The sequence below is a fragment of the Bacillus sp. FSL W7-1360 genome (assembly GCF_038592975.1).
In the GTDB taxonomy this organism is placed as follows: domain Bacteria; phylum Bacillota; class Bacilli; order Bacillales; family Bacillaceae_D; genus Shouchella; species Shouchella lonarensis.
In genome coordinates, this window is sequence record NZ_CP151950.1 from 2,590,569 (window position 1) to 2,604,734 (window position 14,166).

A 14,166-nucleotide genomic window follows, 5' to 3' on the forward strand; every position below is an offset into this window, starting at 1 on the left:
CTATAGTTCGTCTTCTCCAAAAGTAATGTACAAGCCCGAAGACACATTTGAGAGTTTTCCGTGGTAGCGCACGGCGCCTGTATTGACATCGATCACATATAGATTGCCGATCCCAGCGTACGAATGATCAATATTTAATACATACATCAATCCATCTTTGATGAGGAAGTCCGCATAATATTCATCTGGAAGTGTAATGTCGGTTGTGATGTTTCCATGAAATGTTTTATCCACGATGTTGTACACATTTACTTCGAATTGATCCTCTGTTGAGATGGCATAGAGCATGTCGTTAAAGGTGAGAAGGCGGTCAATAATGCCGTTCTTTCCTTCTTGTTCTAGAAAGAACGATGTGTTTGCGGTGGCGTCATAACCTGCAATACGACTTGTTCCTTCCTGTTCAATCAAAAACCAGGCAGTTGGTGTCGGGGTAGGTGAAAGCCCATGTAACGAAATGTAACTGTCTGTTCCTTGTGTTTCCGCGATGTCATCTAACATTGTTGTCGAGGAAGTAAGCACTTGTTTATCCATGTCAATATTTAATAAGACGTTACTGTTCATGTCTGTTTGATGGTCGTATACATCTAAGATAGCGTAAAGATGGTTGTTTACCATCTCTAAGTTTTGGACATACGAAAGACTGGTATCACCAGGTAAATCAACGGTCACTGAAAAATGTGTCTCTGCCTCAGTCTCTTTTTGTAGCAAAGCCAAGTCAATTTGTGCACTGCTGTTATCAAATTCATCAAACCATGCTTCTGTTATGTTAGCAATAACTACCGCATCATCTGTTTCAAGAGGTGTCGCATTGGCTCCTCCATACTGGAAAGGGCGCATGAAGTTGCGATAACGGTTTTGCAGTGATTGCATGTGCGAATCGTATTGCTGGTCTAATTTTTCTTGCCAAGAAATAGGATTCTCTGAAAAAGTGAGTGTACCGTCGTTAAAAGCGATTGTACCGTTACTAGTATCTTCGTGTGATTCCACGTTTAGCTGAAGGTCTTTCAGCAGGCTGTTATCTCCAGCAACTGTTTCAAATTGTAGTTTCTTCGCGTCAAGCACTTGCTTGTCGCTCACTGTGACATATAAAATTGTAATGACAATTGAAGCAAAGGCAACGAGAAGAAAACTCGGCCAGTAGCGTTTCAATGCAAAAGGTTTCATCTATACCGTCACCTTCCTTTTCAAAAGATAGAGATTGAGTGGTGTATAAAAAATTAATGTGAAGATCGTCACACCTAGGTGGATCAATACAGATTCTGAAGGATACAAGGAAAACTGATTTGCCACTGCGTAAGGTGCAACGTGTAAGAAGACGAAACAAACTGCCAGGATGGCGCCAAAGAAAAAGCCTTTTAAACGAAAACACCGTTCGAACAAAATGATACTAAAAACAACGGTGACGAAAGTGAACCCAAGGGTATAATAAGCGAAAAAGAGGAGGGCTTCTGCTGGTAATAACAATGGGAAAACGCCTTCTTCAGTAAAACTTGCTAAAGACACAGTATCATACAGGGTTTCTGGAACCATCACAGCGATCATTTTTGCACCAATAAAGAAAATGACAATTTGCAATGCCAACAGTCCGAAAACAAGGAGCATGATCGTCGATAACTTCGCAAAATAGATCGGTGCGCGCGTTGTCGGTAGGAGCAGAAGCCGATGAATGAAGGCGTGTTTACCAAACCAATCCCGGTACCAAATTAAAATCATATAAAGAAGCAAAACAGCAATGGAGGCCATAATTGGGTAGTAAAACCATGGTTCACGTAGAAATCCATTTGGACTATTCATATAAAATTCTTCGTGTGTGCTTGCGGCTTTCAAGCTAATGCTTTTTTCTCGTGCAAACTGTGTAAGTTCTTTCATAAACTGATTTGCGCCAAACCAGATCGCGCTCAATTGTCCAATGAGTACGAGCCCAATAAGACCGACATATATTTTCCAAACACGACTTAATTCGAAATGAACAAGTTTAAAATAGGACAAAAAGATCACCTCTATCACAAAATGTATGTATTAAACGATTCATACACGATAATCTGTATTATAAAGTTCATACAGACGTCATGTCAACCTTTTTTTAAATAAAAATGATAAAACGTGGAAATGAAAGACGTCAAATATATTTTTTTTAGAAATTCTACAACATCACATAGGGTTTTTTAGTTTTTTGTCGTAGAATATATAGTAAGGAGACTTTATCTTGTGTTAGGGAGGCGGTTCAATGGTGAATCAAGGACATGGAATGCATAAGGAGGTTACGTTTAGGACATCAGAACATCGGAATGTCGCAATTTTTCTTGACTATGATAATGTGTACTGGACGTTGATGAATCGCTATAATCATAATCCGAATCATGAAGAACTAGAAAAGAATTTATTTTATCGCTTGTGGGAACGTTATGGACAAGATCAAGTGCGCGCGTTTCGGGCTTATGCGGACTTTCAGCGGATTCGTTCAAATTTAACTGATTTACAGAAACAGCGGGTACAGATTCGTCATGTATACTCTAATGACAAGGAAGGCGACTCTCGTAAAAACTCATCTGACATTGAGCTTTGTATTGATGCCATTGAGAGTACGTATAAAGATGAGAATATTTCTTGTTATGTATTTGTGACAGCTGATAGTGATATGGTGCCAATTATGAGTCGATTGATGTTTAAAGGAAAACGGGTCGAGCTATATTATTTATCTGAAGCAGCACCAAAGCATACAGATATAACAAATTACTCCCATTACAGCGAGGATTTAAGGGAATTTTTACAGCTTGAGGTCAAAGAATATGATTTAACTGCTTATAAAATGGAAGCGCTTCGTTTTATTGAAGAGTGGGAAAGTCGTTTTGGTGCAGGGAACGAATTGTACTTAGGTGCACCGTGGCTTCGGAATCAATTTTCTCTTAAATTTGCGATGCCTGCCAATGCTGCGAGTGAGCTCATTGATTTATTGAAAGTTGAGCGGCTCATTGGAACGGAAAATAAAGAGTTACGAAATGGTGATGTGAAACCGAGTTTGGCACTGACGGAATTAGGACGTGCATGGATCGCGCCCTTACAGAACGTCTAAGTTGATGATCACATAAGGTGTTTTCCAACAAGAAACGGGTGGAGAACACCTTATGTATGTAGACTTTTTTGTGTGGCATCTTTTTTTATTCTCGTATTGTCGAATTTTAAGGGTTGACTTGTTGTTATGTCTTTCTTTATGATATAGGTAAGTAACCTATTCGCTACTATTCGCTAAAAAATGAATGCGTTAGACAAATTCGTTATAAGGCCAAGGAAATACCTTGACCTTTTCTATGTATTGTTAGAGTGGGGGAAAAACGTCCTCACCTCTCTTTCGTGTATGTTCTCTTGAAAGCGATTACGTGCTAGTGCGTCTAGGATAAGAGAATCAAAGGCGTAAAAAGTGTGCGAATGGGGACCTGTGGAGAGGGGAATGTTTGTGATTGTTGTTGATGAACGATTGTATTTACGGAAATTGATGTCTGATGATTTAAAACGCTTTTGGGAACTTGAATACAAAGAAGAAGCACCTGAGTGGAAACAGTGGGACGCGCCATACTTTCCCCATCGTACGATGTCTTATGAACAACTACTGGAAAAGAAAGAAAAATTTGTTGATCAAGACAATTTCTACGGTATTTTTGTCGATAATGTGCTTATAGGTGGTGTTTCTTACTACTGGGAATATGAGCCTTCTCGGTGGCTGGAAACAGGCATTTTGATTTATGATCCAGTTAATCGTGGAAGTGGCATTGGGTTACGTGCCTTGCGTGCATGGATTGACTATGTATTTAAAGCAGTACCGGTGGTGGAACGGGTCGGGTTTACAACGTGGTCTGGCAATAAACCGATGATGCGTGTAGGGGAAAAACTTGGGATGACGCTGGAAGGCCGGATGCGGAAATGCCGTTTTTACAATGGTGTATATTATGACTCAATTCGTTATGGGGTATTACGGGAAGAATGGTTGTAAAAGTCAGTGTCGCGCGTTTCCTAATCTGATTTTTGACGACTAAAGAAAGGAAGGTGGGATATGCATACTGTTTTAATTGCGGATCGCGATCCATTAGAAAGATCAGGTTTAAAGTGGTTGTTTGGGCGCTCACCACTCGTGTGTCAATCTGTGCACGAAGCTGGTGATGTCGCATCGCTTTTATCATTGTTAGAAAATGAGCAACCGACAATCGTATGTTTAGAGTTTGATATGCTGTCTTCAGATGATTGGTCTCATGTGAAAAAGGTGCTTGCGCATTACGAGCCAATTGTATTGGCACTATCTGCGGAAGCAACATATGCAACTGCGATGCGCGCGTTAGATATTCAAGCAATTGATTTGTTTATCAAGCCGCTGTCATTTGAGCAATTTCAGCGGAGATTCCATCAGTTACAGGAGGTGGCACGTCAAAAGCAGCCTGTACATGCACGTGTCATCGAAAAAGATGATGTGTTTAAAAAAGATGCACTGCCAGTGCATGCATTGTTATTATTATCAACAGATCATGGCGATGTGGATCGGATTGTTGCTTTTTTGCGTCAATATGGAGAAGGCGCATTGGCAACGGTGATTGCGCAACAAGATCATGTCGTGTTGTTATTTCCTGATAAACCTGTGGCGCCATTGGATCAATTGGGACAACGATTTGTGTTTGATTGGGGACAGTGCCATCAGTCACAACTAAGTGTCATTCTTTATGAAGATCCACCTGAAGGCACGTCATTGGATGAAATGTATGTGCAAGCGAAAGCGCATTACATGCAAACGTTTTATCAAGGCTTTCAGCAAGTCATTTCTGTAAGGAGAACACTTAAGTTTCGTAAGATTGACCCATTGTTATCAGCTGAAGCGCAACGAGAATGGGTTGAAATGCTTGACGAAGGTGCGTTAGCCCCGATCAAAGCATGGTTGTATGAAACGTTTCTGCCGTCCTCTGACGGAGATATTCATCCAGAGCTAGTGCGTATTCAACTGACAAGCGTGCTCGCGCAAGTTCGACGGTTTATGATCCAACAACGCATGGACGAAGCACGGTTAGAACGGGCTTACCATGAAATGTTTGAGCATATTTTGCATGGGAAGGTTTTATCGAGGATTGTACAAGCGTTTATTTTATTTATTTCACAACTACTGGAAGCGCAAGCAGAAAAGCCATCGATGACAGATGTGATCGAGCAAGCGGTTGCATTTATTGATCGGTCGTATACGCAAAGTGACCTGTCGTTAAAAGATGTGGCTCAGTATGTCGGGCGCAACCCGAGTTATTTGAGTGCTCTCCTCTCAGCAAATCGGCAGTCTTTTCGTGACCTGGTCGTTCAACGTCGGATTGAAAAAGCGAAGGAACTGTTGGCGAATGAACCGTGTTCTATTCGTGAAGTTGCTTTACGTAGCGGTTTAAAAGAGGCAAACTATTTAAGTCGGATTTTTAAGAAAGAAGTCGGTTTGACCCCAAGTGCATTTCGGCAACAACAGAGGATCAAATTAAAATGCTAATTACGATATAGAGTGCTACTGTATTATTATTGTAATTAGAATGGGCGAAATGAATCATCAAAATCAAAATAGGAACCGTCTATGCGGGTCATCCCCCTTCTTCTATACTAAAGCTAACATATAGGAGGAGGGGATTTTTTTATGACCACAAAAAAGAAAGTGACATTGTATAAAGGAAGTGAACTAAACACGAAAGGCTGGGTCCAAGAGGCAGCGTTACGGATGTTAGCCAATAATTTGCAGGACGATGTCGCGGAAAATCCAGCCGATTTGGTCGTTTATGGTGGCATCGGGAAAGCGGCACGAAACTGGGAGAGCTATGAAGCGATTGTAGAGACATTGAAGCGACTTGAAAACGATGAAACGTTGCTTGTGCAATCAGGGAAGCCTGTTGTCGTATTTAAAACACATGCAGATGCGCCACGTGTACTTTTGGCGAACTCAAATTTAGTACCAGCTTGGGCGAATTGGGACCATTTTCATGAGCTTGATCAAAAAGGGCTGATGATGTACGGGCAAATGACGGCAGGAAGCTGGATTTATATTGGTAGTCAAGGCATTGTCCAAGGGACGTATGAGACATTCGCGGAGCTCGGGCGCCAGCATTTTAACGGCTCATTATCCGGGACGATTACCGTCACTGCCGGTCTCGGTGGTATGGGCGGTGCGCAACCGCTAGCGGTGACAATGAATGAAGGCGTGTGCATTGCAATTGAGGTGGACGAGGAGCGGATGGACCGTCGCATTGAAACAAAGTATTTAGATTGCAAAGTGTATACATTAGCTGATGCGATTGAAAAAGCAGAGGCGGCAAAAGCAGCAGGGCGCCCGTTATCCATTGGTTTGCTTGGCAATGCAGCCGAGATATTGCCGCAAATGATTGATGTCGGTTTCCAGCCAGATGTATTAACGGACCAAACGTCGGCGCACGATCCATTAAATGGTTACCTTCCTGTGGGAATGACACTTACGGAGGCCGCAGCGGCTCGGAAACATGAGCCGGATGTGCTCATTGCCAAAGCGAAGCAAAGCATGGCAACCCATGTAAAAGCCATGCTTGTGATGCAAGAAAAAGGTGCAATCACTTTTGACTATGGTAACAATATTCGCCAAGTTGCCCTCGATGAAGGGGTAAAAGATGCGTTTGCTTTTCCTGGCTTTGTCCCCGCGTATATTCGTCCACAATTTTGTGAAGGGAAAGGGCCGTTCCGCTGGGTCGCGTTGTCTGGGGATCCAGAAGATATTCGCAAAACAGATGAAGCAATTTTGGAGATGTTTGCGGATAATGAAGGATTGTGCAAATGGATTCGGATGGCGCAAGAGAAAATTGCGTTCCAAGGTTTGCCATCTCGTATTTGTTGGTTAGGCTACGGTGATCGCGCCCGTTTTGGGAAGCGTTTAAATGATATGGTTGCAGCTGGAGAATTAAAAGCACCGATTGTCATTGGTCGTGATCACCTTGATTCCGGCTCTGTTGCTTCACCAAACCGCGAAACAGAAGCGATGAAAGATGGAAGTGACGCAGTGGCAGACTGGCCGATTTTGAATGCGTTGATCAATAGTGTTGGTGGGGCAAGCTGGGTGTCGTTGCATCACGGTGGCGGTGTCGGTATGGGTTACTCGCTCCACTCGGGCATGGTCATTGTTGCCGATGGAACAAAAGAAGCAGAAAAACGACTTGAACGTGTGCTGACAACGGATCCTGGTATGGGCGTTGTGCGTCATGCGGATGCCGGATATGAGCTGGCACAAGAGACAGCGAGACGAACGGGGATGGATATGCCAATGTTAGAGAAGGAGGATGCAAAATGACGTATCGTTATATTAAAGGAGCAAATCAAGTCATTACGATGGCTGGCGCGAGTGATACGCCTAAAGTCGGTACAGAGATGAGTGAGATTGACGTGCGGACGGATGCGAATGTGTTGCTACGTGATGATGAAATTATTGGTGTGGATACACATGAGGCATTGCTGGCTGCTTTCCCGGAAGAGGTTGCGTCAGCGGAAGTCATTGATGCCACAGGGAAAGTGGTCACGCCTGGCTTTGTCGAGCCACATACGCATCTTGTGTACGCAGGTAGTCGCGAGCAAGAGTTTGCGATGCGTTTGCAAGGAGAAAGTTACATGGCAATTATGAATGCCGGTGGCGGGATTCATGCGACAACGCGGGCGACGCGGGCAGCTTCATTTGAGGAATTGTATAGCCAAAGCAAACGGCGCTTGAATCAGTTTATGCAGTATGGTGTGACAACGGTGGAAGCGAAAAGTGGTTACGGGCTAGATTGGGAAGTGGAAAAGCGACAGTTAGAAGTTGCGCATGCGCTCAATCGTGATCACCCACTTGATATCGTACACACATTCATGGGCGCGCATGCAGTACCGGCTGAGTATAAAGGGAATGAAGATGCGTTTGTTGATATTGTGTGTGAAAAGATGATTCCCGAAGTGGCGCGGCTCGGTTTAGCAACATTTAACGACGTATTTTGTGAGCGCGGTGTGTTTACACCTGCTCAAGCAGAACGTGTGCTAAAAGTAGGGCAAGCGCATGGCTTAAAAGCGAAAATTCATGCCGATGAGATCGAGCCATATGAAGGGGCAGAGCTCGCGGCGCAAGTTGGTGCGGTGTCAGCGGATCACCTGCTCCGCATTTCTGATGCGGGTATTCAAGCGATGGCCGAGAAAAAAGTGGTTGGCGTATTGTTACCGGGGACGGCGTTCTTTTTAATGACAGACGCGGCCGATGGTCGGAAGATGGTTGACGCTGGCGTGCCAGTGGCGTTGTCAACTGATTGTAATCCAGGTTCTTCACCGACAGTATCAACAGGACTGATTTTAAGCTTAGCTTGTTTAAATATGGGGATGACGCCAGCAGAGGCGTTAACGGCCGTGACAATCAATGCGGCGCATGCGATTGACCAAGCAACGCGTGTGGGTAGTATTGAAGTCGGCAAACAAGCAGATATTGTTGTTCATGATATCCCTGATTACCGTCAGCTTGTGTATCACTACGGGATGAATCATACCGATACAGTAATGAAAGCGGGTAAGGTCGTTTATCAACGAGGTGGATGCGCGTGAGACGCCCAGCCGAATTAAGGTGTGCACCTTTCTCGTGGCAGCGTCCTACTGGAGACGCGGCTCCTCGCTTTGTATCCGAGTGGGTTGAAGTAGCTGGAGAAGCGCTTCCGGCGTGCGAAGAGCAGGTTGATGTGCTCGTGTGGGGGGTGCCGTTGTCACGTACGTCCATTAGTGCGTCGGCGGCATCTGAACATCCACTGGCATTCCGGCGCTTATGGCGTGGATTTGCGACATATAACATCGATGAGGATGTCAATCTTGCGGGGTTACGTGTCGTCGATGTCGGTGATGTGATCGAGCATGTGACGGATTCGGCGGTGACGCATGAAGCGATTGAGCAAACGGCGCGCTTTTTACGGACGCACTATCCGGAACCACTTTTGACAACGATCGGTGGTGATCATTCGATTACTGCATGTGTGGTGCGGGGAATGCAGAAAGCTGAACCAAGTAAAAAAATCGGCATCATCCAATTAGATACGCATTTTGATTTACGTGATCCGGCGGAACTAGGGAAAGCAAACGGAACACCGATCAGGCAATTGGTTGAAGAAGGTGTCGTTTCGGGGCAGCATGTCTACACCATCGGTTTACATGGCTTTTTTAACGGTGAGCAGTTAAAAGAAGTCGCAGACAGACACGGGATTCATTACTATACGATGAAGCAAACACGTAAACGTGGCTTAGCAGCGACGATCGCCGATGCACTAGCAGCACTCGCAACAGAAGTCGACGACATTTATGTGACAGTCGATATGGATGTCCTTGATATTAGCCATGCCCCTGGTGTACCTGCCTCAACGCCGGGTGGTATGTACACAGATGAATTGCTCGATGCCGTTTTGCAGCTCGGTGCCCACCCGAAAGTGGCAGCGCTTGATATTGTTTGCCTTGACCCACGCAAAGACGTGCATGATGCAACCGTGAAAATTGCCGTGCACACATGGTTGAACGCACTCGTTGGTTTATATAAACGAACAAGCGGCGCATGATGTTAGCGCCGCGTTCGTGTGTGTTTTCGGATTGTAAATTGATCGTTTAAAAGCAGCCAGTTTTGCGGAAAATCAAGCCCTAACTTCCAGTAACTAATCCCGCGTAAACCACGTTCTTTAATCAAATCGAATTTTGCTTGGATCGAGCGTCCGTCTTCGAACCAAACTTCGTGTTCATTGTTTTGGTCGTCTGTATAGAAAAAGAACGGTGCTTGTGCGGTTTCATCGTATTGAATTGGGACATTGTGGGTACGGGCAAGGTCGATTGCTTGCTGCGGGCTAATGGCGCGGGCATACTCACCCCCTGGTTCGAATGGCAGTGTCCAGTCATAGCCGTATAAATTTTGCCCGAGCATAATTTTTTGTGCTGGCATTTCTGTTAATGCGTAGTCGACGACTTCGCTCACTGGACCAATCGGCGATACAGCCATTGCCGGTCCACCGGAATAGCCCCATTCGTACGTCATGAGCACGACGAAATCAACAATGTCACCATGGGCACGGTAGTCGTGGGCTTCGTACCATTGTCCGACTTGCTCGGCACTCGTCTTTGGTGCGAGCGCGGTGGAAACGAGCAGTCCAGCGGGGTGCAGGCGATCAACCGCTTTTCGTAAAAACTGATTATAATTTTCGCGCTCCTCAGGGGGGAGGAATTCGAAATCAAAATGAACGTCGGTAAAATGTCCAACGCGAGCCACTTCTGCTAAAATCGCATCGAGCAATGCATCTTGTTTTGTCTCATCGGAGAGAATCGCTTGCCCAAGCGCCCCACTAAACGCCCCTTCTTCTAAGTTGGTCACGACCATCATCAGTGATGTGCCGTGCTCACTTGCGATTGCAGGCAATGGATCGAGGGGAACGAGTGTGAGTGTACCGTCGGCGTTGATGTGGTAACTAAAAGGCGCTAAATAAGTAAGGAAGGGGCTCGCCTCTGCGGCTGCGGCTTGTAAGTGTGGGTTCACAACGCCTCCCATTGGTTCCAGGTAAGCATTGGCTTCAATCTCTATTTTTTCCGCTGCTGGCAAGTGGAGCCGGGTACCGACTGGGGGCGGTATAGCGAGGCTCATTTGATTGAAGGCAGCGATATCGCTTGCACTTAGATGATAACGTCTCGCGATCGTTTCCCATGTATCGCCCGGTTCCACCCAATAAAAGCGTCCAATAATTGGGATGACGAGCGTTTGTCCGACGACGAGCGCGTCATTTTCATCTAGTTGATTGGCTGTTGTGATAGTGGGAATGGTGGTGTCGTACGCTTGCGCGATGCCAGAGAGTGTTTCATTTGGCTGGATAACGTGGAGTTGCATCCTTTGTCACCTCCTGTTTTTCCGGAGTACGGAATTCAGCAGCCGGAGATCGGATTTTCCGACTCCTAACCTCTAGTATCGTATGCGTGATGGGTTAGCGAGGTGATCTGTCAGAGTCAGATAAACATCAAAGAGAGAAGCCGGAAATTAATCATTCCGGTTTCTCGCTTTTGCTAGCTCGGCCCTTACAACCGCAATTTCTTTCTCTAATGCGTCGAGTTGTTTCACTGATTGCGTCACATCGCCGCCGATCGATTCAATCTTTTCAATATCGCCTTGGAGGCGGACGAAATCACTTTTTAATTCAGCAAGTTTTTGTTCCATTGTACGAGTTCAGCCCCTTTTTAAGAACCATAGCAAAAAATGTGTCTTTTGTATAGCCGTGTAGTCGAAATGATGGTAATATACATGGAAAGAAAAAGAGGTGACGAAGATGAAAGCGCTGCTCGTGATTGATTATACGAATGATTTTATTGCTGAAGACGGCGCGTTACCTGTTGGTGAGCCGGGTCGAGCGATTGAACAAGCGATTGTATCGCGTATACGTGAGTTTGATGCAGCAAAAGCGATGATTGTGTTTGCGACTGATGTCCACGAGAAAAATGATGCAAATCACCCGGAGGCGAAGTTGTTTCCACCCCACAATATTCGTGGTACTAAGGGACGTGCGCTATTCGGTGAAGTTGGCACACTTTATGATCAAATCAAAGACAAAAATCACGTACACTGGCTTGATAAAACACGTTATTCTGCGTTTGTTGGCACGAATTTGGACTTGTTGTTGCGTGAGAACGGGGTCACAGAAGTGCATTTGACAGGCGATGTTACTGATATTTGTGTATTACACACAGCCATTTACGCTTATTCACTTGGGTATAAACTAGTCATTTACAAAGACGCAGTTGCCAGTTTTGATCCTGCCGGTCATGAATGGGCATTACGCCACTTTAAAGATGTGCTTGGTGCTGAGATACGCTAATTTAAGGGAGAGAGTGGGGAAACTAGGATGACAACATTAACAACAGAACGTCTCGTATTAAGACCATTTTCTGAAACAGATGCCCCACTTGTAGAACGATATGCGAGCGACCCCGATGTGGCGAAAACAGCGCTCAATATCCCGCACCCTTATCCAGAAGGAGGTGCGTTAACCTTTATTCAGTCGGCACAACAGCAGGTGGAGGAAGGCAGCGCTCTCTTTTTCGCTATGACAGAAAAAGGTGTAGGTGATTGTATAGGGATTATCAGTGTCAGTTTAGCAACTGCGCATAACCGTGGGGAACTCGGTTATTGGATCGCAAAACCATACTGGAGAAAAGGATACGGGACAGAAGCAGCGCGTGCGGTGATGGCGCATTGTTTCAATGAATGTGGGCTTAATAAATGTATGGCGGTTGCTTTTCTTCATAACCCAGCTTCATGGCGGATCATGGAAAAAATCGGGATGAAAGAAGAGGGGATATTGCGGCAGGGCATTAAGAAAAATGGTGTGTACATGGATGCAAAATATTACGGTTTGTTGCGAGATGAGTTCCAAGAAATGACGTCATCATTGTTGTAATTTGTTTGGACTGACATACAGAAGGGTGGAGGAGATGAGATGACGACGACATTAACAACAGCACGTCTCATACTACGACCGCTTGCTGAAACAGACGCAGCACGTGTGGAACGATATGTGAGTGATCCGGATATTGCGAAAATGACGTTGAATATCCCCCATCCGTATCCAGAAGGAGAAGCATTAACCTTTATTCGGTCTGTACAACTGCGGGTAGAAGAAGGCAATAATGTTGTGTTTGCGATCACGGAACAAGGAATAGATGATTGTATTGGTGCAATGAGTGTTCGGATCGAGCCCGCCCACAACCGTGGGGAACTTGGTTATTGGATCGGTAAGCCACACTGGGGGAAAGGGTATGCGACAGAAGCGGCGCGTGCGATGTTGGCGTATTGTTTCAACGAATTGAAGCTTCATAAATGCATGGCGCGAGCATTTGCTCATAACCCCGCTTCGTGGCGTGTCATGGAGAAGATCGGATTGAAAGAAGAAGGTCTGATGCGGCAACACTTTATGAGAGATGGGATGTACATCGACTCGAAATGTTATGGGTTACTGAGGGAGGAGTATTTGCAAGGTTCGTAACACAAGTACCACCAGCCATTGGCGTTGTTGTCAGCGCTGATGGCTGGTTATCCTTAAAAAATTTGATTGTCCTCGCGCATCTTTAATGAAAGCGCTGTCATATGAAGGCACATCATGTTACAATGACAGTGCAGTAACGAAAGGGTCTTTAAGGGTGGGCGGTACTCCCTATCGAAAGGGGGTGTCGCAAGATGACGACATTTGAGGCGTTTATGCTTATGATAGCATTTGGCGGTTTGATTGTATCGATCATCAGCTTGTCGCAAAAGAAAGATAGCGATAACAACGAGTAACCACCCTTAAGCATGCCACGCGGTAGGGTGGTTATCAGTACCTTATCAATCGGCCGTCCCTCTTAAAGGGAACCCTGTTACTGAAAGCCGTGAGTGTTTCTCAAGCACTCGCGGTTATTTTTAGTTTATGCTTTTACTTAATTTAAGTATACACGCGCCGTACGAGAGCCGTCAAGTCGACTTTCGCAAATCCGCAAACACCTCATCCATTTGCTCCCGATCATAGTCTAATAACCAGTGATTGAAGTTCTTATACAGAGAGCGAAGATTTTCTTTGTCAGCTGCGATCATGTCGCAACCACGATCATCATAAAGATGGAAAATCATTTGCTGCGTGACGTTGACCACATATACTTCACAGCCACTGTAACGATCTCTTTTTAAAAGTGTAGAGTGGTGGCGGAAGTCTTCATGTAGAATGGCTTTTAACAATGCTGCAGCGCGAAGGTGCTTTGTTTGACAGGCAAGTACAAACCACGGGTACGTTCCTTCACCGTCATCAGCTGGGATTGGTACCCGTGTACATGTTAAATTCGTTAGCAAAGATCGTTCTTTCACATATTTCCCATACACATGGAGAGGGTTCTTTTGTAAATAGCGGTTGTTTTCACCCGCGTACACAGTAGTGACGAGCAAGATGTCATCTTCTGGTTGAAAAACATGTTGAAACAACGTGTTCGCTCGCTTGAATGCTTCGTTTATATACAATTCCTGTTGCGTACGGAAACAGATTGCAGGCGACCCAATCTCGAACCGCAAGCTTGGCGTCCAGTTATAAAATAACGGTGGACGCAAGATAAGATCAGGAAAATGAATTGCCAAGAAAGACTGTAGCTGCATCGCGC

Annotated in this window: 15 protein-coding genes; 10 read left to right on the forward strand and 5 right to left on the reverse strand. The window is 45.2% G+C overall.

The features are described from left to right. Together NSQ26_RS13385 and NSQ26_RS13390 are read right to left on the reverse strand one after the other, a co-directional pair. The gene (locus NSQ26_RS13385; protein ID WP_499718524.1) at positions 1-1,164 is read right to left on the reverse strand and encodes a hypothetical protein; all 1,164 of its coding nucleotides are present in this window, start codon (positions 1,162-1,164) and stop codon (positions 1-3) included. Beyond that, positions 1,165-1,989, reverse strand: coding sequence for a hypothetical protein (locus NSQ26_RS13390; protein WP_499718525.1), 825 nt, complete (start codon positions 1,987-1,989; stop codon positions 1,165-1,167). Positions 1,990-2,227: 238 nt separating this feature from the next. Here NSQ26_RS13390 and NSQ26_RS13395 point away from each other — a divergent pair, with 238 nt between their 5' ends. The 6 genes from NSQ26_RS13395 (at position 2,228) to NSQ26_RS13420 (ending at position 9,575) form a co-directional block, all read left to right on the forward strand. Then, positions 2,228-3,073 carry an NYN domain-containing protein gene (locus NSQ26_RS13395; protein ID WP_499718526.1) on the forward strand — a complete coding sequence of 282 codons (846 nt, stop codon included), beginning with the start codon at positions 2,228-2,230 and terminating at the stop codon, positions 3,071-3,073. Between the two features lie 384 nt (positions 3,074-3,457). Then, complete coding sequence (locus tag NSQ26_RS13400; RefSeq protein ID WP_499720075.1) at positions 3,458-3,988, forward strand: GNAT family N-acetyltransferase; 531 nt, start codon at positions 3,458-3,460, stop codon at positions 3,986-3,988. Between the two features lie 60 nt (positions 3,989-4,048). After that, the gene (locus NSQ26_RS13405; RefSeq protein ID WP_499718527.1) at positions 4,049-5,503 is read left to right on the forward strand and encodes a helix-turn-helix domain-containing protein; all 1,455 of its coding nucleotides are present in this window, start codon (positions 4,049-4,051) and stop codon (positions 5,501-5,503) included. Positions 5,504-5,644: 141 nt separating this feature from the next. Further along, complete coding sequence (hutU, locus tag NSQ26_RS13410; RefSeq protein WP_499718528.1) at positions 5,645-7,315, forward strand: urocanate hydratase; 1,671 nt, start codon at positions 5,645-5,647, stop codon at positions 7,313-7,315. Continuing rightward, complete coding sequence (gene hutI / locus NSQ26_RS13415) at positions 7,312-8,583, forward strand: imidazolonepropionase (protein ID WP_499718529.1); 1,272 nt, start codon at positions 7,312-7,314, stop codon at positions 8,581-8,583. Before hutU ends, hutI begins: the two co-directional genes overlap by 4 nt. Continuing rightward, positions 8,574-9,575, forward strand: a complete 1,002-nt coding sequence (locus tag NSQ26_RS13420; protein ID WP_499718530.1) for an agmatinase family protein — start codon at positions 8,574-8,576, stop codon at positions 9,573-9,575. Before hutI ends, NSQ26_RS13420 begins: the two co-directional genes overlap by 10 nt. Before the next feature lie 2 nt (positions 9,576-9,577). On the opposite strand, the gene NSQ26_RS13425 is transcribed toward NSQ26_RS13420, so the two are convergent. Continuing rightward, positions 9,578-10,882: a glycosyl hydrolase family 18 protein gene (locus NSQ26_RS13425; RefSeq protein WP_499718531.1), complete on the reverse strand. Its 1,305-nt coding sequence runs from the start codon at positions 10,880-10,882 to the stop codon at positions 9,578-9,580. Positions 10,883-11,029: 147 nt separating this feature from the next. Beyond that, entirely contained in the window at positions 11,030-11,206 is a 177-nt protein-coding gene (locus tag NSQ26_RS13430) for an SE1832 family protein (protein WP_499718532.1), read from the reverse strand. A gap of 109 nt (positions 11,207-11,315) precedes the next feature. Between NSQ26_RS13430 and NSQ26_RS13435 the strand changes: the two genes are divergently transcribed. The 4 genes from NSQ26_RS13435 (at position 11,316) to NSQ26_RS13450 (ending at position 13,321) form a co-directional block, all read left to right on the forward strand. Continuing rightward, a complete protein-coding gene (locus NSQ26_RS13435; RefSeq protein WP_499718533.1) occupies positions 11,316-11,861 on the forward strand; it encodes a cysteine hydrolase family protein in 546 nt (181 codons plus the stop codon). A gap of 27 nt (positions 11,862-11,888) precedes the next feature. Beyond that, a complete protein-coding gene (locus NSQ26_RS13440; RefSeq protein WP_499718534.1) occupies positions 11,889-12,443 on the forward strand; it encodes a GNAT family N-acetyltransferase in 555 nt (184 codons plus the stop codon). A 39-nt stretch (positions 12,444-12,482) separates the two neighbouring features. After that, positions 12,483-13,028 carry a GNAT family N-acetyltransferase gene (locus tag NSQ26_RS13445; protein ID WP_499718535.1) on the forward strand — a complete coding sequence of 182 codons (546 nt, stop codon included), beginning with the start codon at positions 12,483-12,485 and terminating at the stop codon, positions 13,026-13,028. A gap of 191 nt (positions 13,029-13,219) precedes the next feature. Next, a complete protein-coding gene (locus NSQ26_RS13450) occupies positions 13,220-13,321 on the forward strand; it encodes a putative holin-like toxin (protein ID WP_499718536.1) in 102 nt (33 codons plus the stop codon). 171 nt (positions 13,322-13,492) lie between these two features. Here the strand turns inward: NSQ26_RS13450 and NSQ26_RS13455 are convergent, their stop codons facing one another. Next, positions 13,493-14,161, reverse strand: a complete 669-nt coding sequence (locus NSQ26_RS13455; protein ID WP_499718537.1) for a DUF3885 domain-containing protein — start codon at positions 14,159-14,161, stop codon at positions 13,493-13,495. Between the last annotated feature and the right edge of the window lie 5 nt (positions 14,162-14,166).

Excerpts from the sequence above, each read along its gene's own strand:
- NSQ26_RS13395 (WP_499718526.1), top strand. The coding sequence starts at position 2,228 with ATGGTGAATCAAGGACATGGAATGCATAAGGAGGTTACGTTTAGGACA.
- NSQ26_RS13420 (WP_499718530.1), top strand. The coding sequence starts at position 8,574 with ATGCGCGTGAGACGCCCAGCCGAATTAAGGTGTGCACCTTTCTCGTGG.
- NSQ26_RS13405 (WP_499718527.1), top strand. The coding sequence starts at position 4,049 with ATGCATACTGTTTTAATTGCGGATCGCGATCCATTAGAAAGATCAGGT.
- NSQ26_RS13425 (WP_499718531.1), bottom strand. The coding sequence starts at position 10,882 with ATGCAACTCCACGTTATCCAGCCAAATGAAACACTCTCTGGCATCGCG.
- NSQ26_RS13455 (WP_499718537.1), bottom strand. The coding sequence starts at position 14,161 with ATGCAGCTACAGTCTTTCTTGGCAATTCATTTTCCTGATCTTATCTTG.
- hutI (WP_499718529.1), top strand. The coding sequence starts at position 7,312 with ATGACGTATCGTTATATTAAAGGAGCAAATCAAGTCATTACGATGGCT.
- NSQ26_RS13435 (WP_499718533.1), top strand. The coding sequence starts at position 11,316 with ATGAAAGCGCTGCTCGTGATTGATTATACGAATGATTTTATTGCTGAA.
- NSQ26_RS13450 (WP_499718536.1), top strand. The coding sequence starts at position 13,220 with ATGACGACATTTGAGGCGTTTATGCTTATGATAGCATTTGGCGGTTTG.
- NSQ26_RS13440 (WP_499718534.1), top strand. The coding sequence starts at position 11,889 with ATGACAACATTAACAACAGAACGTCTCGTATTAAGACCATTTTCTGAA.
- NSQ26_RS13430 (WP_499718532.1), bottom strand. The coding sequence starts at position 11,206 with ATGGAACAAAAACTTGCTGAATTAAAAAGTGATTTCGTCCGCCTCCAA.
- NSQ26_RS13385 (WP_499718524.1), bottom strand. The coding sequence starts at position 1,164 with ATGAAACCTTTTGCATTGAAACGCTACTGGCCGAGTTTTCTTCTCGTT.
- hutU (WP_499718528.1), top strand. The coding sequence starts at position 5,645 with ATGACCACAAAAAAGAAAGTGACATTGTATAAAGGAAGTGAACTAAAC.
- NSQ26_RS13445 (WP_499718535.1), top strand. The coding sequence starts at position 12,483 with ATGACGACGACATTAACAACAGCACGTCTCATACTACGACCGCTTGCT.